Origin of the sequence: Tenacibaculum sp. E3R01 (assembly GCF_003318185.1) — a bacterium.
Taxonomy (GTDB): domain Bacteria; phylum Bacteroidota; class Bacteroidia; order Flavobacteriales; family Flavobacteriaceae; genus Polaribacter; species Polaribacter halocynthiae.
Map to the genome: position 1 here is coordinate 208,759 of NZ_QOCC01000012.1, position 19,622 is coordinate 228,380.

Genomic DNA, 19,622 nt, shown 5'->3' on the forward strand with positions numbered 1-19,622 from the left:
ACTTAGTTTATTCTTTGATATATTTCCATTTTCCTTTTATTTTCTTAATCAAAAATGCTTTATGGTAGCCCTGAATTTTCATTCCTTTCTGTCCAATATGCTCATCAATTACTACGATTCCATTTTTTAAACTACTATCAAAACAAATTCTGGAAAATTGAAGGAGATTGTATTTCTCTTTTTCTTTTAATATGATTTTAGAACTTTTAACCTGTTTATAAGGTTTTATTAATTCCAAATCATTTTTTTCAATTTCACGGTATGAGAGATTTTTGAACTTTTCAGATTTTAAAATACTATTAAATATCTCATTGTTTTCTGATTCTGGGTAATTATTTTCAAACATCCAATAGTTGTCCTCTCTAATTTGTTCTATTGGGTTTAAAGCATCTGATATGTAGATTTTCAGTACAATGTTATTCGTATCGATTGGTTCTATATCCTTTTCAGGAAACATTCTATTTGGAAAGAGTATGTTGTCCAAATATTCTCTTTTCAAATAATCATTCAAAACATCTTGAACAGCTATAAACTCTTCCTTTTCATATGATTTTTCACAACCTAGTATAGCTATTAGTATTAATAAAGTTAGAGCTTTTTTCATTTCAGGTATTAGGTACAACATATTTGTTTATGGTTTGTTGCGTGGTTTTAGCGTGAAAATAATTAAAAGACATGAAATAATTGTCTGTGTGATTTTTCTGAAGGAATAAATCTATAAGGAATTAGTTATACACAGTGTTATCGATTTTTTATTTTATGTCCTTTGAATATTATTTCTCCTTTATTTGAGATTGTTTTGGTATAATCAGTATTATATGTTCTTGATTTTACTTCAAGTTTATTTAATATTTGGCAGGCTTCTCTTCTTATAGATAACCAGATCTCATTATTATCCAAGAATTTCCAGTCCCATATTTCATTTGGTATGTTGTCAACTTTAGTTTTGAACTCTAACAGTATGTCTTTAAGTTGATTGTCAATCAAGTTGTTTTTTAATACTGTTTTAAATAAAATTGGCGTGAAAGCATAATCTAACTCTTCGTATAATTCAGTCAGGGGATCTATTAAGATAGGAGCCATCTTATCTAATTCTTTTTCATTGTATGTATAAAGAATAAGTGAATTTATAAGATTTGTGTAGTAAAAGTTTACATTCTTATCATATTCTTTTAATTCATGTTGAGTAAATTCCAGATTGTCAACTTCCTTCTTCCTGTTTTGATTCAAATTATTTTTATTTGATTTGAAAAAATTGAATTTCATTCTTCAGTTTTAATTATCGCTAACGTAATTATGTATAATTTCGTTACGGGTCTAAGCAACTAATTATTCAAATTGTTATATGTTGGCCTTTATTAATTCAATAAGTTTAACTTCACTTGGTCTTGGTGCGTTTTCATCAATTATTTTACCATCTTTTCCAAAAAGTAAATACCTAGGAATAGAGTTGATTTTAAAATTTTTATATAGGTTTGATTTTTTCCAATTTGCAATTATATAGCTATCTTCTTCATTTGAAATGTTTTCTAATTTCGATGCTCTAACCCAAGATGAATAATCTATATCAATTGAAATTTCAATAATTTTAAATTCACTATTACTAAATTTTGACTTTAACTTGTTTAAAAAAGGTATTTCTTTTCGACAAGGAACACACCAACTTGCCCAAAAGTCTACTAATACTACTTTACCTTTATGCGTAGAAAGGACTTCTTCAAATGTCAATTGATTATCATTTACCAGATTCGTTAAAACGCCGATATTTCTATTACTTACATTTAATTTTTTTCTATCCGTTTTTTGTTTAGCAATAAATGATAGCCATTTATTTTTAAGCTCTTGACTTTTGTTGATAGTATTAAATTTTGTTACATATTTTTCAAATTTTTGTTTTTCTGTAAAATATATACTTTTAAGATATGAGTCCAATAAAATTTGTTTTGCTGACTCATTTAAAAATGTTTTTTCTTTATTAATGAAATCAAATTGAACAGAATGTGACACGTTTTTATCCTTATTGAAATATTTGTAACGAATTAGAGTTTTTAAAAAGTTTACATATGTTTGATTATTTAATAACTCGTTATCATTTAGTTTAATATTTAAACTATCGATATTTAATGTTTTTTTTTGATTTTTAGCTTCTCTTAATCTGTTTGTAGCAAATTCTAGTTTTCGATTTATTTTATTGGTGAGGTAAAACTCATCTGAAATACTATTATTCGCCTTTAAGCTATCTAATACTGAATTTGAATTTAGATAGATTTTTTCGAAATCAAAAGTGTTCCTTCTAAATGTTTTTCCATTATTAATGATTATAGCTTTATTTTTAAGGTTCTGTTTATAAATGAGATAACCTAAATTTATTTCGCTCCAAGTTTTAGTGCTATTCGGAACTTTAAAAATTGGAAAATTAACTTTTTTTAATTCGTTGATTACTATGTTTTTAGTGTTTATAAAGATACTATCTCCTTTTTCAAATTTTATTCTATATGAGAATGAATTTATGATATCAAACCCTGCTATTTCAATTTCATTTTCAGTTGGAAAAGTTACAGAGGTTCTCTGCTCTTTTTTTCCCAGATATAACATTTCAGGCATATATTGCATCTCATCTAACTTAAGATTAGTAAAAAATGAGTTTATAGTATCGTTTACAGCAATAAAAATTTTGTTAAGTTTTTCTGTTTTGTCTTTTTTAATAGCTGTTTTTTTTATGTTAATTGTCGTTTTTTTTTGTTGACAACAAAAAAGACTAAACAACAAAAATGTAATTATAATGTTTTTCATAGGCTTATAAATAACGCTTTAGCATTTGGTTAGACGTGTTTTTAAAAGTCTAATTTATTAAATATAAGTTGAATAGGTAGCTTATGAAGGGAGGGATGTATACGATAACAAGTAATTTCTTATAGTAATTCCATTGTTGTAGTCTAGATTTTACTTTTATGTTTCTCAATTTAATGTATTCAGATAGTTTAATATTTCATCCGAAACCTGAATCATTTTAGTTTCTATATGTTCAGACAATGAGTTCAGATTATTAAAATCAGGGTCATCAACCAATGTGGTTTCAAGAATTGAATATTTAGGCATTTCCGTTTTGTCCTTATTCCACTTTGTCGCTTTCAACAATTCCCAATATTTCTTTTGATTCGGTATGGTATTTCCCAAAAGCCAAACTTCAAACCTCATTTCTACGTGATTTAATACAAGTCCAAGTTTTAGTTTTTTACTTTTTAAAAAATCGTTTGAATAGTAGAAATATGTATAGTCCATATATCCATGAAGAATTCCAGCAAATGAATATTGGTCAGAAAGATTTTTTATGAAATCTGTTCTTAATTTCATTACGAATTTCACCAATTCATTATATGCTATTAATATGTGCCCTTTCTCTAATTGTTCTTTATAAATTGAAACATATTTATTCAAATCCTCCATTTACATTTTTTTAGTTCAAAATTTAGTTAGTTTACTTCTAACGTGTCTTAAGTAACTAATTTAGTAAATAAAATAAGAAAAGAAAATTCACAAGGACTTTTGTTAATAGTTAAGTTCTAGCAATGAATTAAAAACATTTTAAGTTCGCTTTTTATTATGTTAATTCCAAGGTCCATTAATTGTCACATTTTTTGTTTTCCCATTTTTGTCAATTTTGTATAAACCACCTGCACAGCCTAAGCAAATATTTCCTTTTATGTCTTTAAAAAAAGCCATTGTTGAAATTGGAACTTCATAATTTATAAAACCTTTATCTGTGTAATTGTAAACTCCGTTACTTGTTGTACTAACCCATAAATCGTTTGAGATGTCTTTGTAAATAGTGAAAACATCACTTTCGTTTAATCCTTTCATTTCAGGAAATTGAACAAATTTGGAACCATTATATTTATTCAAACCGCCTTTACCATATCGTTTATCGAGATTTGGGTTATCTTTCTCTGCTACTCTTGTTCCAATCCAAATATTTCCTTTTTTATCTTCTACAATTGATTGAACACTGTTTGAGTTTAAACCTTCTTTTGTTGTGAAATGAACAAATGAGTTTCCATCAAATTTTGCACCCCCTTTTTCTAAAGTCCCAAACCAAAATGTTATCCCTAGAGTCTTGAAATATATCTATTACATATTCTCCAATTTATGACTCCATTTTTTTGGGTAGATTGTTAATAACATTGTCATTTATCTTATTTGAGTGTGATTGTCCTCTACAATAAGTTATAAATGACATAACGAAAAATAATAAACAAATTCTTAAAAATAAATAGAGTTGTTTCGTTTGTTTTTTATTCAAACTTATGACTAAAGATGTTCTTTTGGCACTATAAAATGCAAAATTATGTCAAAGAAGTGTGAATTTTTAATATCGTATATTGATTTATACTATTAAAATTTAAAACTTGTCCATAGTCTAGATTTCACAGTTTTCCTTTTATATTTTCCAGCTTTTACATTAATTTTTTCAGTCGCTTCTTTTATTAACTTATCAATTTCATCTGATTGCGGATAAGATTTAATTTTTATATCAACAATTTTCGCTTTTTCTGTTACAGTCAGATAAACATATACATTACCTTTAAATTCTGATTCAGAGTTCAGTTTTTCGCTTATTAGTCGATTTAGATTTCTTTCCGCACAAGCAATCTGTTTTTTTTCTGAAATTCCATTTTCACAATCGTTTTCAAAAGGCAATTCACTAAGAATAGCATAATGATAAATTCCTTTTTTCTTTTGTTTAAAAGGTTTTAATTTGTATCCTTTATCAGTTGAGTCGTCAGCGTCTAAAAAATGTCCTTTCGGAATTTGTCCAATTGCAAATATTGGAATCAGAAGTAAAATTATCAAAAAAATTAATTTGTATTTATTCATTTTGTTAGTTAGTTTGGTAAATATTTTATTAATGTTATTGTATCTAAAAAGTAACGGATTTAGATACTAACTTTTCGAGTTGAACAGATATTGAAATTATGTGATTTATTTTAATTCAAATACTTAATTCGCTATTTTTTACATATTTTTTTAGCAAAAGTTTTTCTTTTTTCAGTTGTGACTTGAATAAAGTATATTCCATTTTGAAGAGAAGAAAAGTTTAAATTATTAACCCCTTTATTTAAATTTCCAGATTGTAATATCTGTCCAGTAATTGATAATAGATTAAAATTGGCATTTTCTTGAGTTTCAATTGTTAGAAAATCTTCAATTGGATTAGGAAACGTTACAAAGTTTTTATTATTAAATTCTTCTATATTTAAGCTACCACAGTTTTGATTAAAAGAAGACGCAGAGTCAAAATTATAACTACTTCCTGTCCAATTATTATTACTATAATTAGTGTCATCAACTTGAATGCAGTTGAGATTATCGTTATCATTGGCTCTAAATGAAGTGAAATTAGTATTATTGCCATTCGCAACATTTAGGTTTTCTAATTCATTATCTTGACACCATAAGAATACTAATTTATTATTTGTGCTTACATCTAAATTTGTTAATTGATTTTGTCCACAACCAAGTTTTCTTAAATCAAGATTTAGGCTTATATCAATAGCATTTATTGTAGTCCCAAAACAATATAAATATTTTAAAGCAGCGTTTTTGCTAACATCTATGTTACCTAATAAGTTATAATTACAATTCAAAAGTGTTAACGCTGTATTTTGATTTATATTCAAATCCGTTATTCCTGTACTGTTACATCTTAACTCAGTAAGTAATATATTGTTAGTTACATCTAAATTGTTAAGGGAATTTGCAGAGCAATTCAGTTTTTCTAGAAATATGTGTTGACTAAAATCAATACTTTCAGAAAGTAGATTAAATGCCATAATAAGTTCTTTTAATACTAAATTTTGACTTATATCTAATGCACTAAGTTTATTGTTGCTACAATTAAATTTTTCTAAATTTATATTTTGAGTAACATCTAGAACTGACAGTTTATTAAAAGAACAATCTAATTCTACTAGAGAAATATTTTGACTAAAATCTACGTTAGTTAATAAATTATTTTGACACTTCAAGGTAGTCAGATTAACAAAACTTTGTATTCCTTCTATAGAACTAATTCTTTCAGAATTTGGAGTACCATATTTGTTTCCAATATCTAAATAATTTACACTTTGTGCTTCAGTAAGTTGTATTTCAGAATCAGAGTTCAAATTTATGTTTGTATTATTCAATAAATATTCCTTGAAGATAGGGTCAGGAATTGTAACATTCTGGGCATATGATTGTAGACATCCAATTAATAGTAATGTGAGTAATTTTTTTTTCATCAATTTTTGATTTTAGCTAACTTATTTGTGTGTGTGGTTAGTAGCGCAATTTTAGTGTAAAAATAATTAAAATGATTGAGATTAATTGTCTAAAATTTTTCTGAAGGAATAAATCTTGTAGACAATTAATTGTACATGTTGTTGTGGTGTCGTTTTTTATTCTATTTTATCTCTAACATTTTCTCTTGCGATCTTAATAATGTCTTGATAATTTGATATAAATGGTTCGCTCAATTCTTTTTCTAAAATGCATTCTATATTCCAAAGAACTCTTTGCTCTGATTGGTCTTCAAATCTACTTAAATCGTCACTCTCGTTAAATCTTGCGAGAAATTCAAAAAGAACGATTGCTTCATCGTTAGTCAATTCGATATTTACTTTTTTGTCAGCCATTTTTTATTTCTTTCCACAATTCCCTAATATATGGTGTTACTTTCCAACAGTCGGAAAGATTCTCGCCAAAGCAACTCCAATAAAGTATTGTGTATTCGTGAATTTCAAAGTCCTTTATTATTCTTGACTTTAAGCGTTTCCAATTTTTATCGAAGTCATTTTTATCTTCTATATCAGTCAATGCTTGGATTAGCATTTCCATTAGACTAAACTTTTTGTCTTCGTCTATTTGCTCGTCATAATGTTGAAAGTAGTTTTCTATTTCTTTTGATTCAGCAATATCATAAGGCCAATCTTGCATCCAATCAGAATATAGATAAGCATATTTAGCAACCAATTCTTTAATTGCTTTTCCATTTCCACATCTGAATTTTGATTCTTCTATTTTCATTTTCTTAATGCACCACAACGTGTTTGTACAAGGTTAGTTGCGTGGTTTAGCTATAAAGTTAATAAATATTTACTGACAAAGAAAATCCGAGAGGATTTTCGTAAGTTGGCTAAAAGCAAGCAATTAATTTTGTACGGTGTTGTGCGTAGGCTTTTTTCAATTCAATATTTTTCAATTCTTTTTCAGATAGATAATTCATTTTTTTCAGTTCTTGTTCGTTATTCCGTTTTTAGCCTAAATTTGTTAAAATAATAAAGATTAAAATTATTATTCCAAGCGCAATTCGGAATTTTTTTTGTTGTCTGGCTTTTTTAGGAAATCCATCTTTTTTTAATTCCCATGAAAAGGTAATTTCTATTAAAGTCCAAAAAGGTTGAGAAATAAAATCACAAAGATGATAACCTTGATTTGCTTTCGTTTGTTTCTTAATTCTCTCTCTCTTTTTTGACAGATATTTAGCAGTTTCAATTTTTTTCGGCTCAACTTTCCGAAATATTAATTCGTTATTTGCAAAACGAACAGCAATTGGTTGCCATTTTTCAGGTGAACCTACAATATTTAGTAATTCATCAGTCGTCATTTTCTTAATTGACTGTTTAAATTTATCTTCCATTTTATTTTAGATTCACTTTTCTTAAATTCTATAACGATTTTTTTTCAGCTTACGCACAACGGCTCCGTATTTGAAAAGTAGCGCTGAAAATAAGTTATTACTTTTTTGATTAAGCACAAGCCGAATTTTTAAATTTTACTATTTAACTTTTTTATCAAAAATCGTCAAATTTAAAAATTTGGCGACTTCCCAAAAATACCCAAACCATAATGTTATCGATGACTCACGCTATTTTTTATATATATTGTTGTGGCTAGTTATCCCCCCTATCTTATTCGTTAATATCAAATTCTGACGGTGGCGGTGGGATAATTCTTTTGCCTTGCATATATGAAAAATCGAAAAATGAAAATCTCGTATCATTTAGCTCATCAATACCATTTTTCTTTTTGTTTGTCAATTTGTTATATGGTAAGCCATACCATTTAACGGACAAATAATTTTTATAAGAATTAATTCCATCACTTACTTCGTTTAACGCTAATTTAAGTGATTCTGTAGGGAAAGGCTTGTCATAAAACACTATATCAAAATGAACTTTCGAGATTGAATCCCACATTTTTGATACGGGAATTTGAACATTATATTTATGTGTTGATACATTAGGGATTCCGTTTTTCAAATATTCAAATGTTGTAAAACTCAAAGAGTCTATACTCTTTAACTCGCCATCAAATAGTACTTTTTCGTCATCTACAATACTTAAAGATGTATTGTACTTTCCACATCCTAAAAAACCTGCTACACTATCTCGCAAAAATAAATATTCTGACAATGCTTTCTCAATATTTTGTGATTTTGGGTACTTTTGGATATATGCGGCATAATCAAAATATTCTCTTGATTTTTTAGTTTCTACCCAATCATTTTCTGAATGCTTATTTTCCTCAACACTTTTGCATTGAATTGTAAGAATAAAAATTAAAGATAATTTTAATGCTGTTCTCATTTTTTTAATTAGCCACAACGGTCTTGTGTATGGTTAGTTGCGTGTTTAAGCAACTAATTTAGTAAACAAAAACGAACGCGAGAAAATTCCGAAGGAATTTTCCAAATAATAAACGACCAAAGCAATTAATTATACACGTTGTTACCACACGTTTTTATTCCGCAATATCTTCTGAATATGATTTTTCAGCGTCAAGTCCGAAATAGTCAAATATCTCTTTTTTTATTGCTTTGTTTTTAGGATTTCTTAAATCATCTTCGCGTTGATATGTTTTGTCATTCCAGTAAGGTTCGTTTGAATTTTCAGCAATAACTCTTTCTAAAGTTGATTTATTAAAATTAAGACCAACTCCAATTGATTCGTTTCTATATGGATTGAATTTTAAAACTTTATCCCAATCATTTTTTGATTCAGGATTCGGAATTTCAATGTATTTATAAAAATTATCTCTATGAGCTTCTTTATAAATCCTGCCATATTGTAAGTAAACTGTTTTAATGTCCGTATAAGAAATACTGCGAGCATAAGAGATTGGAAATTCAATTTCCCAATCCTCAAGAGGTAAGTTTCCAATCACTTCATAATCTCCATAAAAAAGTGCATTATCCATTATATATTGTGACGGTAATGCCCTCAAATTTTTAAGTTTCTCAAATTCTATTTTTTTCGAGTCTTCGATAATGTGATAAACTTTTATAACTAAAGGTTGTGTCATTAATTGAGCTAAACCATAATTTTTCTGTTCTTTAAAACTAGGTTCTTTTCTTATTTTTCGGATATCAGCTATTAGGCGACCAAAGCCATAGTTTCTTCTGTCAACTTTGAAAGTAAAGAAGTCTCCTTCCTTTAATTTTACTCTTTTTCTTTTTCGGTCAGAAAACTGCTTTAAATCTTTTAAATCTTGCTTTGTTGTTTCGCTAATAAAATTATCAATCCAAAGCGGTAAATCATTAATACTTTTAAATTTGATATTTTCAAAATGAGTAGAGTAGAAGGTTTGTTCTGTCGTGTAATTTCCTATAGTAATTCCGCTTATGTCAAAATTAAAATATACTCCAATTCCATTTCGAGCATCTAAAGAAGAGTAATTTAGTTTTTTAGCCTTTCCTCTTTTGGTTTTTGGCAGAAGCATTGTACGATTTTCAGTTTCTTCATCCAACTGAATCTCTCGGTATAGGTTTTCGTTTGCACTAATCTTTTTTCTAATCTTATTACCATCGAAGTAAACAGACACCTCTTCTGTTATTTGGAATTTGTCCCAACTTTTAGGAACTATTTCAAGTCCTAAATATTTTCTTTGTTCATTGGTTAATTCAAATTTCATAGGTTTCTTCAAATGTGTGGTAACTGTCTCGGCTATGATTTCGGCGTGGAATAAGTCGGAGACTTTTCCTTAGTAGAAATCAGCCGTTTTAAAGTTAGTAAATTTTGTTTCTTATTCATTCGGAACGCTGAATTATAGCCATTGTTGGCAACTGTAATTTATAATTTAGTTGTTGTTATAATTTTATCATTTTCATAATTATATTCCCAGGTTAGAATTATATATGAAATCAGATTTTCAGTCCTTATTCCTTTATCTACTTCGTTTATTTTATAACCTATTTTACTAGTTAATTCTTTTCTGATTTTTTCATTAAAGTTTCGTTTAGCATTTTCATTAGAGGGTAATATTTCTTTGATTCTCAAATCTGAATTTAAAATAACTTTGTAGAGGAAAATCCCATTTATTGCTTTTTCAAAAAGATTAGAATTAATTTCATTGTTAAGAGTTTGTCTTAGATTAGAACTTATTTCGTTCTCAATTTTTTTCTTTTTTAAATATCTTAAAATAGATAAACTTCTTTTGTCTGGATTTCCTTGAGCAAGACAGAAGGAAGTCATAATTTTCCCGTCTGTATTTTTGTAACCAAAGATTAAATATTTGCTATTCTTTTGCGGAATAAAAGAACAAGAACTATCTTTCATACTATCTACAAATATTTTCTCATTTTCTTTTCCCTTAAATAGCTCTTTTATTTCAAAAGTAGATTTATAGATTCCGTAATTATTTTCAATTTCTGTCAAACTTTTGAATTCAATAATTCCAATGAAATCCAAAATAGAATAAGCATTTGTAATTTTCATTGAACTACAACTACATCCGAAAGTTTCCGTAAAGGTTGTTGTTAAAATCAATACTAGAATTATCTTTTTCATTTTCATTATTGTTGCCAACGTGTTTGTATAAGATTAGTTGCGGTTTTGTATGCGAGGATTTTCCGCAGGAAAATCAGATGTAACAAAAGAGCAACTACCTTTGTTTAAGCCTAAAATAAGCAATTAATTTTATATGGTGTTGGGCAATCGTTTTATAATTTCCGGTTTAATTTTTTGAAGCAAAAATCAGATTCAAATATTGGACAAATTGATTTAATTAATTCTTTCGCTTCTTTTTTATTCATTATTGGGATGTAAACTTGATTCAATACTCTCAAAGCTATTGTTTTCCATCTCCACGTAAAATTTTTCTAAGAGTTTTTTAGATTCAAGAATTTCAAGAATTTTTCTGTTTCTTAATTCATTCGTTTTAATATCTCCACATTGTTCTTCTGTTAAGTCTTTAACGTCCCATTCAGTTGTGAAAATACCAATTGAGAATTCAACGTTTGGAATTATTAAATTCGTACATAAAACTTTGGACGATTTTTTTATTTCAGCAAGAGTTTTTTCATAAGTAATTTCATTTTGTGCAAATTAATATGAAACTATAAAAAATAATAAAATGCTTATTTTTTTTCTCATTTTTGGTAATGTTGCCCAACGTTTTGGCTATGCGCTGTGTCCCGAAGGACATTGCGTATAGGTGTTGTTGTGTATCGTATTTCTATTTTCGGTTAGTGACATTGCAAAGTGAATTCAATTCTCCCTGATTTTTCATCATAAAACACATAAATCAAACCGACATCTCCCCACATAAGTCCTGCATTGTCTTCTGAGTCAATTTGAAATAAAAGTCTCATTGGGTTTCCTTCATTGTCTTTCGGTGTTGATTCTCCTTGAACCCATTTTGGATAACCTCCTAATTGACTTTGATAATCCTGCTCTCCTATTAATTTGGTCACGATTTGGTCATAACTATCCCAAGGTTCATCTTCGTTTAAAACACACGATAATTTGGACGCATTATTTCCAAACAAATCAACTCCTTCCCAGTCCGGTAATGTTTTAGTCTGTTTAAATTCTATTTTGCAAAATTTTGATTTTTCTATTTCTACTGGTTTAGCAATAAATTCAGCTTTTCCTTTCTCAACTTGTTTATAGGTTTTTACTAACCAACCATTATCGTTAGTGTCCCAAGGAAACTCTTCCCAGTCGTAGAAAAATTGAACTAGTTCTATGCTTTTAGGCAACTCCAGTCCAGGTGAATTGAAAACTTGAAAAATGAATTCCAAATGTTTTCCGTTTTTACCTTTAGGCCATTCTTCGCCTTTTTCAAAATAAGGATTCCCTCCAAAGTGAGATTCTAATTGAGAATTTTCTGGTGGTCTTGAGGCAGGTTGAATTTCGAGTTTGGTTGTTTGTCTTATTAATGGTTTAACCAAATTTTCTAAATCTGAAAAGGATTCTAAATTCAATTCATTTAGTTCTTTTCGATATTTATCAAAATGCGATTCAGTTGTAGGTTTGTCAATTTTACCACTAAATATTTTTTTCCAAAAGCTCATTCTTTATGTTCAGTTTTTTATATGGTACACAACGGTCTCGTATAACCGAGAGTTACGGGTTAATATACTTTAATTTTCGGTTTAACACTGACGTTAGTAATTCCGAGTGGATTCGGACGTAGTCGAATCCGCCGTAATTGCGGTTATACATTGTTGTGCGTAGGTTTTTTTCATTCCGATGCTGCTAATTTTATTTCACTCGGTTTTTCTGGAAATCCGATTAATTTCTTTTCAACTATAAACATTTTCGTTTCTCCATCAGTTAATTTAATCGTATCTATCTTTCTTTCGTATTTGCAAAAATAAAGTCCAGTTGTCGATCCATTGGGCTGGTTTGTAATATCCGAAATAGAGAAATAGTCAGTTTTCTTTGATAGACTTATTTCATAGTTTTTCTCTCCGATAACAAAGTCAAATCGTTCTGATATTCGGTCGTGATAATCCATAAACCATAAGTTCCATATCCCGAAAAATATTAAAGGACATACAATTGAATTTATAAAAAAGAAATTTGATAGTTTACTTTTAAATAAGTAGAAAAGAATTCCAATTATAATATTCAATACGAATAGAAAAGGTAAAATAATTACTATTCCAATTGAAACACTTGGGTCGGGTTCCATTTGATAAGTCCAAAATCCTAAAAGTATAACTTCAAGGATTAAAATTCCAATTCCGTATTTAATTATCTTTTTAGATTTCATTGGTCTACTTACCCACAACGTTTAGTGTAAAATGCGTTTTAATGCATTTTTACATATTGTTGTACACCGTTATTTTCAAGTTTAATATTTTCAAATTCATTATCAATTAGCATCACTGCAAAATCATCTCGATCAAGACTGTCAATAGGTCTGTAATGCCAATGGTGATAACCAAATTCTATATCGTAAAAATCTTTTGTTTGTTCAAATCCTAAGTCAATTAAACCTTGTATAAATTTTTGAAATATTTCTTCTGATTCCGTATGTAACTGTATTTTTTTATGTTCGCACAACATCAGATTAGTTTTACCGATTTGAGAGTTTACAACTAATTCTACAAAACCATTTTCTAAAGTATTTGCCTTATGCTTCTTAAGGAATTTTATAATTTCATTTTTACTTGTGATAGATTTACTTGCCCAAAGTTCTCTTTTTCTGTTTAACCAATGTTCACAGATATATATACAAAAACCACTAATAGGTTCTATTAAATCAAAACATTTAAAAAAGATTTCAATCAATCTTGTTTTATCAACTACTAATTGAAGTTCGTAAACTCCATTCTCATTTTTATTATAGGCAACAAACTGTTCAATTATTAATTCAGAGTCGTACTCACCAATAATCGTGTCAAACGAAATTCCAGTAGGAGGTTTAAAAAAATACTCTTTTGGATTTAGCTTAAAGGTATTTAATGAAGGAATCATATATGTAAAATCCGAAACTTGTTCAGCTTCTTCAGGAAGTTTAAATTCCTCTAGGTTATCAAGCCTCGTGGTCTCTACAACAGTTGGATTTATAATACCTTCTTTTTTCGCTATTAAATAAGTATTTCCTAAAGCCTCACCACATCTCTCTCCGTAAGTATAGAAATTCCCATAAGCAGCTGTTTTGTTATCAAGGTTCCCTTCAATTAAAAAGTACCAAAATTGTAATCCTTTTTTTTTCATTTAATAGTTTAGTGCAATGGTGTACAACGGTTCGGCTATGATTTCGGCGTGGATAAATCCGCAGGATTTGTCCAAAGTAGAAATTAGCCAGAACTAAGTTAGGGTTTTTGTTTTAAAGTTAATAAGCCACGCTGAATTATAGCCATTGTTGTACAACGTTTTTTATTTCCATCCAATTACATTTTCGTTCAGTTCATTTAAAAATTCCCTCCCCATTTTAAGAGGTAGTATTTTCAAAATTTTCCGATTATATTCCAAATAACAGTCAAACTGATTAATATTTTTCAGATAGATATATTTAAAATTATAACGTTCTTCTAGTTTTTTTTCATTTTCAGCAATTTTTCTTTCATTTTGATTTCTGGAGAATAAAAATATTTTCACCTTGTTATTTTTTAAATCAGCTAAAGCTGTTTTCTTACTCGCGTCACATTTTTCATTCAGTGAAATTGATTTATATCCTTTTCGTTTTGTCCATTCCTTTTTGAACTTAAATTTTCTTAATGTGTCATTTTTGTATATAAACACTAAATCATAATTTTTTTTGTTTTCATTAGGAATTAGTTCAAATTCTCCATTTTCATTAAGAACCACAGGAATTTTGGTGCTTTTTTCCTTAACCAGAATTAAACTGAATTTATTATAAAAAGCATTAGAAAAAAATAATTTCCCTCTAATTGTGTCATTTTGGGAATTAGTGTTTTCAACTTTTAAAAAAGCGAAAAGTATGAAAGTTATTAGCAATTTTATTTTCATTCCTTATGTTGTACAACGGTTTTGTGTATGATTTCGTTGCGTGTTTCAGCAACTAATTTAGCAAATACAAACCGAATAGAAAATCCGCAAGGATTTTCGTAAGTAGGCGAGTACTAGCAATGAATTATACACAGCGTTAGCTACTGCCTTTTATTCCATTCGTCAATGTTCATAATTTTAGTCAGTTCAAGAGTTTCCTTTTTTCCGTATGAATACTCCTTTTCCATTTTCGCTAATCCTATACCGTTTGCATAATAACTGTATTGAGTGTATTCAAATTTCTCTGTTGAATTCTCAATTACTGTTTTATAACTACCTTTAAATTTAGCAGCTTCGTATTCTTTTCCAAGAATATTGATTTTTACTTTTCCAATATATTCTCTTTCTTTTGAAAAGATCATTTTGGTGTTAGAATCATATTGATTTTCAGAAGAATATTTATAGGGTTCTTTTGTTTTCCATCTAAAAACATCAACATCTTTAGGTGTGTTTTTTACAGGAAATATTTTTCCATTGTTGTTTTTAAAATAACTTATAAATTCAACTACTTCAGTTCCTTTATCTGTAATCTTTTCTTTAAACAATTCATATTGTCTGAAGTCACTTTGGTATGCTTCTGTAGTCAGAGTTTTATTTTTTAAATCAGCAGTTAGTTTCCAATATTCGGTTTTAGTTGGTTCAGATTTACATTCGTATTTATAGACTTTTCCATTAGTCAATTCGGACATTGGGAAATAAAATTCCTTTACTGAACATCCTGCGAAAGTCAGAATAATAAAAAATATCGAAATCAGTTTTACGTATCTCATTTTTCAGGTTGTAGCTAACGGTCTCGTATAACGGTCAGTTACGGGTTTATATGCTTTAATTTTCGATTTGGCACCGACTTTAGTAATTTCGAGTGGATTCGGACGTAGTCGAATCCGCCGTAATTGCGGTTATACATTGTTGCCCACAGTTTTTTATTCAATCCATTCATCAAATTCATATTTCATTTGCCAAATTCCATTTTGCTTTTCATAAATTCTAGTCATTCCACCAGATCCAGACCTAAATCGTACATAAGCTAAATTTAGTTCTTTATTGAATATTGGTTTTGTGACATGAAGAAATGAATAGAAATCAATCATTTTATTTTCTTCATAGTATTTATCGGCAATTTTATTAATTGAATCCCATTGAATTTCATTTTCTCTATATTTTTCTACATCAATGACTTTAAAACCATTTTTTTCTATTGTTGAAATATCAAAATTTTTATTTTCTCTAACTTGTTTTCTAACAAAGTCAATATCATTAATTTTAAGAGTGTCAGATATAAATTCAAAATGCGAGATTGTTCTACCGGAATTATTTGGGTCAATTGGTAATTGTGGTGGACCCATTGCAGGCAAATTTGAAATCAATTCTCTTTTATCGTATAACAGTCTAGATTTTGAACTGTCGGATAAGATTTGAGTAAGAAATTCAAGTTTGAATTCATCAGTAATTTTAGTTAACTCACTAGCTATTGATTCCGATTTGTTGTTTTGTCTACAACTAACCAAAATTAAAGTCAGAATTAATATTTTAAGTACGGTCTTTTTCAAATTGTGGGCAACGTATTTGTGTATGATTTCGTTGCGTGTTTTAGCAACTAATTTAGTAAATACAAACCGAATAGAAAATCCGTGAGGATTTTCGTAAGTAGGCGAGTACTAGTAATGAATTATACACCTTGTTGTAAGGCGTTATTTTTAGTTAAATATTTCTCTAAACTCCTTTATTTTCGATTTTTCACTCAATTCAGTTCCTAACTGATTCACTAATTTTTCCCATTTTTTCCAGTTTTTTGAATTCGGATTATTTAATTCAAATTTTATAGTTGCATTTCTTGAATAAATTAAATATTTATATGTTATTCCATCTAATGTTATTCCTGGGTTTGTTTTAAAAAGATCAAAGTTATTAAAACCTTTAATTTTATCTTTAAAATCAGATTTTCGGTTTTCTAAAAATAGATTTTCAATATTAGCATTTTTGTCAACTGTAAATATTCCTTGAATAATTTTTCCTGGATTATTGTAATTTCTAAAATGTGTTTCGTTGAATTTTAGAGAAAAAATCCAACACCAACCAACGAAAGATTTTGAGACATTAACTAACCAACAATAATCAATTTCTTTTTCATTTTCTCTCCAGTTTTTTTTCTCTCTAATTGTTATATTTCCAGGTCTTAAATCTGGAATATTTAATTTTTCACAAAGAGATTTCTCAACCTTTTGAATAAATTCAAGATTTCTGATTTCATCTTTAATTATTATATCATTTCTATCGTTCATTCTAATGACTTACAACGTTTGGGGTATGGTTTGTTGTTGTGTTTTGGCTCTATATTAATAAATAAAACCTTAGACTTTGGTTAACTAATTACTTTTGTAAATTAGAACTTAAATAACAATAAACTATACCCTCTTGTTGTAAGGCGTTTTTTCAATCAGTTGGTATATTATGTCAATGTCATTTTTCTTATTTACAACATTTTTTTTCGCAATTCTGTATGGCAAATAAGTTAAAAATCCCACAAAGATTGTTAATATTATTGGTCCCATTATCATACTTCCATCTATATATTTTGCGTCTGAAGTGAATAGCATTAATAATATCTCAAGAATAGCTATAAACATTAATAATGAATAAATTCCGAAAATTAGAATTCTCAAAATAAATGGAATTACTTCCATTCCTTGAATTGTTGTTTTGACATTCAGTTTATTATTTTTTGTCTGAAATTTAGATTTTACAGTTGCAAAATTATTAGCAAAAGAATTGTCTAAAGTGAATTTTTCTCGGATTTTGAAACTCTTTGAATTAATATCTCCAATGTATTTTTTATTTTCAGATTTTATGATATCAAGCATTATTAAAAGAGGTGAGTAGTATCCTTTTTGAGTCATTTGTCTGAACTCACTTATAAAGTATTCTTTATCAATACTTAATTCTCTTTCAAATGTTTCAATTAATTTATATTTTTCTAAAATTCTATTAATTCCCATTCAGTTTCTTTAATGACTTACAACGTTTAAGGATATGAAAAGTTGCGAATTTTAGTTCGGAAGTTTTCATAGCTTTTTTGAATATCAAATTTAGGAAAATATTTGAAACCAGTAAGAATGTAGCTATTTTTTATATGCATTGTTACCCTTTTTAGTGCTACACAAACCAAATGTAAAACTAGAGCCATACTAAATACTCTTAAAACCAACCGAGGCAAAACGCTAGCCTTAACTATTTAAACAGAAAACAACTTTAATTTTAAACAATCAAACCTGGAAGATATACTCAACTATAAAGCGTTTAGGTTGGTACATCGTTTTATTCACCACCACCTTTTTTGGAATAAGAACGAGGTAGAACGCTAGCCTATAATTTTTCAATTACAAACTACATATTCAATATTTTCAACATATTTTAAATGGACAAAGAACACTTTGGCGTTTAGTTCCCAAAAAAGGATATTAATCTAATAATTTGCTAAATAAGCGATACTTTTAAAATACTTTCTTGAGCTTTTAAGTAATCTCAAATTTCATTCAGCACTATTAATGGTAACGTATTTGTGTATGATTAGTTGCGGGAAAAGGACGCGAGTCGTTTTCCGATGTTTTGGAAAGATAAATAATAAGATTGAATTTCTGTAGAGGAAATTCAGCCGCAATTAATTATACGCCTTGTTGTGGTGTCGTTTTTATTTTTAATTCAGTTCCAATTTCAGGTTTCATTTTCTGTTTTTTCTTTTCAGGCTTGATTAAATATAAATAAATATCGTTTTTTCTTTTGGTTAATTCTTTATCAACAGCTAATTCCCTTTCCGAATGAGTTTTGAATACAGCATCAATGTGCATCGATTCAGTTTCGCATTCAAAATATTTTTCGGATTTGTCTAAAATTAAAAATCCATGATACACTCTTTTTTTTACAATCCAAGTTTCGTCAGTGACTTCGTAAATTAATTTTGTATTCGGCTCAATTCCATTTTCATTATGTTGCAATTCAGTCAGTAATCCAACACCAGATATGTTAAAGCATTCAATTATTTTTACAAAATTTTTTTTCATTTATTCTCAATTTCATTTTTTATTTTGGATTGATATTTTTCTCTGTTGGTATCGTGGATTCCGAAAATTGAAATTCCACTGTCAAGTATTTTAATTTCAAAATCACGTTTTGTTAGATATTGGTCATCCAAGTCATTTGATAAATAGATAAACCCTAAAAATAAAACTGAATATCCAATCCAAAATATTTTAGAAATACGTTTTGGAATATTAATTGTCCAAATTCGGTTTAGAATTAATGTTAGAATTAACCAAAATGCAAAATAGGTCAACAAATTAACTATCATTTCAGTTAGAAAATATTGGGTTGATAAAGAAGTATAAAATCCGTTACATTTATAGATAAGAGGAAATCCATATAAAAACTCATCTGTTCCGTCAATTACAATTCCGTACGACCATTTTGTTATAATTCCGAATGAAATTAAAGTCAAAGGAAAGGTCAATCGAAATATTAATTTTTTCATTTATTCAATTCAGAAGTTTGAGTGGTAAATGCACCACAACGGTCTCGTATAACCGTCAGTTACGGGATAAAATTACGGATTTTCGGATTAATCACAGACGCTAGTAATTACGCGTGGATTCGGACGGAGTCGAATCCGCCGTAATTGCGGTTATACATTGTTACCTGCTGGCTTTATTCTTTATTTTATTCAGTCGTTGAAATATTCTTTCTCCCAAATCAATGTTTCCAACAAAGTCATCCCATTGGCAGGTTGGTGCGAACCAAACCCATAAATCCTCAATTACAGTTTCATCTCCATTTTCCAATTTTTTT

The 19,622-nt window shown here is 28.2% G+C and carries 23 protein-coding genes and 1 pseudogene; all 24 read right to left on the minus strand.

The annotated features are described in order from the left end of the window. Nucleotides 1–7: 7 nt before the first annotated feature. Nucleotides 8–604 carry a hypothetical protein gene (locus tag DS884_RS02460; RefSeq protein ID WP_113785649.1) on the minus strand — a complete coding sequence of 199 codons (597 nt, stop codon included), beginning with the start codon at nucleotides 602–604 and terminating at the stop codon, nucleotides 8–10. 137 nt (nucleotides 605–741) lie between these two features. Further along, entirely contained in the window at nucleotides 742–1,266 is a 525-nt protein-coding gene (locus DS884_RS02465) for a hypothetical protein (protein WP_113785650.1), read from the minus strand. Nucleotides 1,267–1,341: 75 nt separating this feature from the next. Then, nucleotides 1,342–2,793 (minus strand): TlpA family protein disulfide reductase, encoded by a 1,452-nt coding sequence (locus tag DS884_RS02470; RefSeq protein WP_113785651.1) that lies wholly within the window; start codon nucleotides 2,791–2,793, stop codon nucleotides 1,342–1,344. Between the two features lie 165 nt (nucleotides 2,794–2,958). Then, nucleotides 2,959–3,447 carry a DUF7000 family protein gene (locus tag DS884_RS02475; RefSeq protein WP_113785652.1) on the minus strand — a complete coding sequence of 163 codons (489 nt, stop codon included), beginning with the start codon at nucleotides 3,445–3,447 and terminating at the stop codon, nucleotides 2,959–2,961. Nucleotides 3,448–3,606: 159 nt separating this feature from the next. Beyond that, nucleotides 3,607–3,861: a hypothetical protein gene (locus tag DS884_RS18625; RefSeq protein WP_233487095.1), complete on the minus strand. Its 255-nt coding sequence runs from the start codon at nucleotides 3,859–3,861 to the stop codon at nucleotides 3,607–3,609. A 102-nt stretch (nucleotides 3,862–3,963) separates the two neighbouring features. Further along, a pseudogene (locus DS884_RS18790) lies at nucleotides 3,964–4,125 on the minus strand (two-component regulator propeller domain-containing protein); the annotation flags it as partial. Nucleotides 4,126–4,392: 267 nt separating this feature from the next. Beyond that, nucleotides 4,393–4,875, minus strand: coding sequence for a hypothetical protein (locus DS884_RS02485; RefSeq protein ID WP_113785653.1), 483 nt, complete (start codon nucleotides 4,873–4,875; stop codon nucleotides 4,393–4,395). Nucleotides 4,876–5,006: 131 nt separating this feature from the next. Then, complete coding sequence (locus DS884_RS02490; RefSeq protein WP_113785654.1) at nucleotides 5,007–6,281, minus strand: T9SS type A sorting domain-containing protein; 1,275 nt, start codon at nucleotides 6,279–6,281, stop codon at nucleotides 5,007–5,009. A gap of 156 nt (nucleotides 6,282–6,437) precedes the next feature. Beyond that, nucleotides 6,438–6,674 (minus strand): hypothetical protein, encoded by a 237-nt coding sequence (locus DS884_RS02495; protein ID WP_113785655.1) that lies wholly within the window; start codon nucleotides 6,672–6,674, stop codon nucleotides 6,438–6,440. After that, a complete protein-coding gene (locus DS884_RS02500; RefSeq protein ID WP_147239356.1) occupies nucleotides 6,667–7,083 on the minus strand; it encodes a hypothetical protein in 417 nt (138 codons plus the stop codon). The genes DS884_RS02495 and DS884_RS02500 overlap by 8 nt, the downstream gene beginning before the upstream one ends. 211 nt (nucleotides 7,084–7,294) lie before the next feature. Beyond that, nucleotides 7,295–7,678, minus strand: a complete 384-nt coding sequence (locus DS884_RS02505; protein WP_113785657.1) for a hypothetical protein — start codon at nucleotides 7,676–7,678, stop codon at nucleotides 7,295–7,297. Between the two features lie 271 nt (nucleotides 7,679–7,949). Continuing rightward, a complete protein-coding gene (locus tag DS884_RS02510; RefSeq protein ID WP_113785658.1) occupies nucleotides 7,950–8,627 on the minus strand; it encodes a hypothetical protein in 678 nt (225 codons plus the stop codon). 154 nt (nucleotides 8,628–8,781) lie between these two features. Further along, nucleotides 8,782–9,951 carry an immunity 26/phosphotriesterase HocA family protein gene (locus DS884_RS02515; RefSeq protein WP_113785659.1) on the minus strand — a complete coding sequence of 390 codons (1,170 nt, stop codon included), beginning with the start codon at nucleotides 9,949–9,951 and terminating at the stop codon, nucleotides 8,782–8,784. Between the two features lie 158 nt (nucleotides 9,952–10,109). Then, nucleotides 10,110–10,826, minus strand: a complete 717-nt coding sequence (locus DS884_RS02520) for a hypothetical protein (RefSeq protein ID WP_147239357.1) — start codon at nucleotides 10,824–10,826, stop codon at nucleotides 10,110–10,112. A 677-nt stretch (nucleotides 10,827–11,503) separates the two neighbouring features. Further along, complete coding sequence (locus DS884_RS02525; protein WP_113785661.1) at nucleotides 11,504–12,334, minus strand: DUF1963 domain-containing protein; 831 nt, start codon at nucleotides 12,332–12,334, stop codon at nucleotides 11,504–11,506. Nucleotides 12,335–12,504: 170 nt separating this feature from the next. After that, complete coding sequence (locus DS884_RS02530; RefSeq protein ID WP_113785662.1) at nucleotides 12,505–13,038, minus strand: hypothetical protein; 534 nt, start codon at nucleotides 13,036–13,038, stop codon at nucleotides 12,505–12,507. 38 nt (nucleotides 13,039–13,076) lie between these two features. Then, nucleotides 13,077–13,988: a hypothetical protein gene (locus tag DS884_RS02535; protein WP_113785663.1), complete on the minus strand. Its 912-nt coding sequence runs from the start codon at nucleotides 13,986–13,988 to the stop codon at nucleotides 13,077–13,079. 162 nt (nucleotides 13,989–14,150) lie between these two features. Next, complete coding sequence (locus tag DS884_RS02540) at nucleotides 14,151–14,744, minus strand: hypothetical protein (RefSeq protein WP_113785664.1); 594 nt, start codon at nucleotides 14,742–14,744, stop codon at nucleotides 14,151–14,153. Nucleotides 14,745–14,884: 140 nt separating this feature from the next. After that, the gene (locus DS884_RS02545) at nucleotides 14,885–15,553 is read right to left on the minus strand and encodes a hypothetical protein (RefSeq protein ID WP_147239358.1); all 669 of its coding nucleotides are present in this window, start codon (nucleotides 15,551–15,553) and stop codon (nucleotides 14,885–14,887) included. A gap of 153 nt (nucleotides 15,554–15,706) precedes the next feature. Further along, nucleotides 15,707–16,333, minus strand: coding sequence for a hypothetical protein (locus DS884_RS02550; protein ID WP_147239359.1), 627 nt, complete (start codon nucleotides 16,331–16,333; stop codon nucleotides 15,707–15,709). 147 nt (nucleotides 16,334–16,480) lie between these two features. Then, complete coding sequence (locus DS884_RS02555; RefSeq protein WP_113785667.1) at nucleotides 16,481–17,065, minus strand: hypothetical protein; 585 nt, start codon at nucleotides 17,063–17,065, stop codon at nucleotides 16,481–16,483. A gap of 123 nt (nucleotides 17,066–17,188) precedes the next feature. Continuing rightward, on the minus strand, nucleotides 17,189–17,779 hold the full coding sequence (locus DS884_RS02560; protein ID WP_113785668.1) for a hypothetical protein: 591 nt from the start codon (nucleotides 17,777–17,779) through the stop codon (nucleotides 17,189–17,191). Nucleotides 17,780–18,445: 666 nt separating this feature from the next. Continuing rightward, the gene (locus tag DS884_RS02565) at nucleotides 18,446–18,841 is read right to left on the minus strand and encodes a hypothetical protein (RefSeq protein WP_113785669.1); all 396 of its coding nucleotides are present in this window, start codon (nucleotides 18,839–18,841) and stop codon (nucleotides 18,446–18,448) included. Then, on the minus strand, nucleotides 18,838–19,308 hold the full coding sequence (locus DS884_RS02570) for a hypothetical protein (RefSeq protein ID WP_113785670.1): 471 nt from the start codon (nucleotides 19,306–19,308) through the stop codon (nucleotides 18,838–18,840). Before DS884_RS02570 ends, DS884_RS02565 begins: the two co-directional genes overlap by 4 nt. Nucleotides 19,309–19,622: the final 314 nt, after the last annotated feature.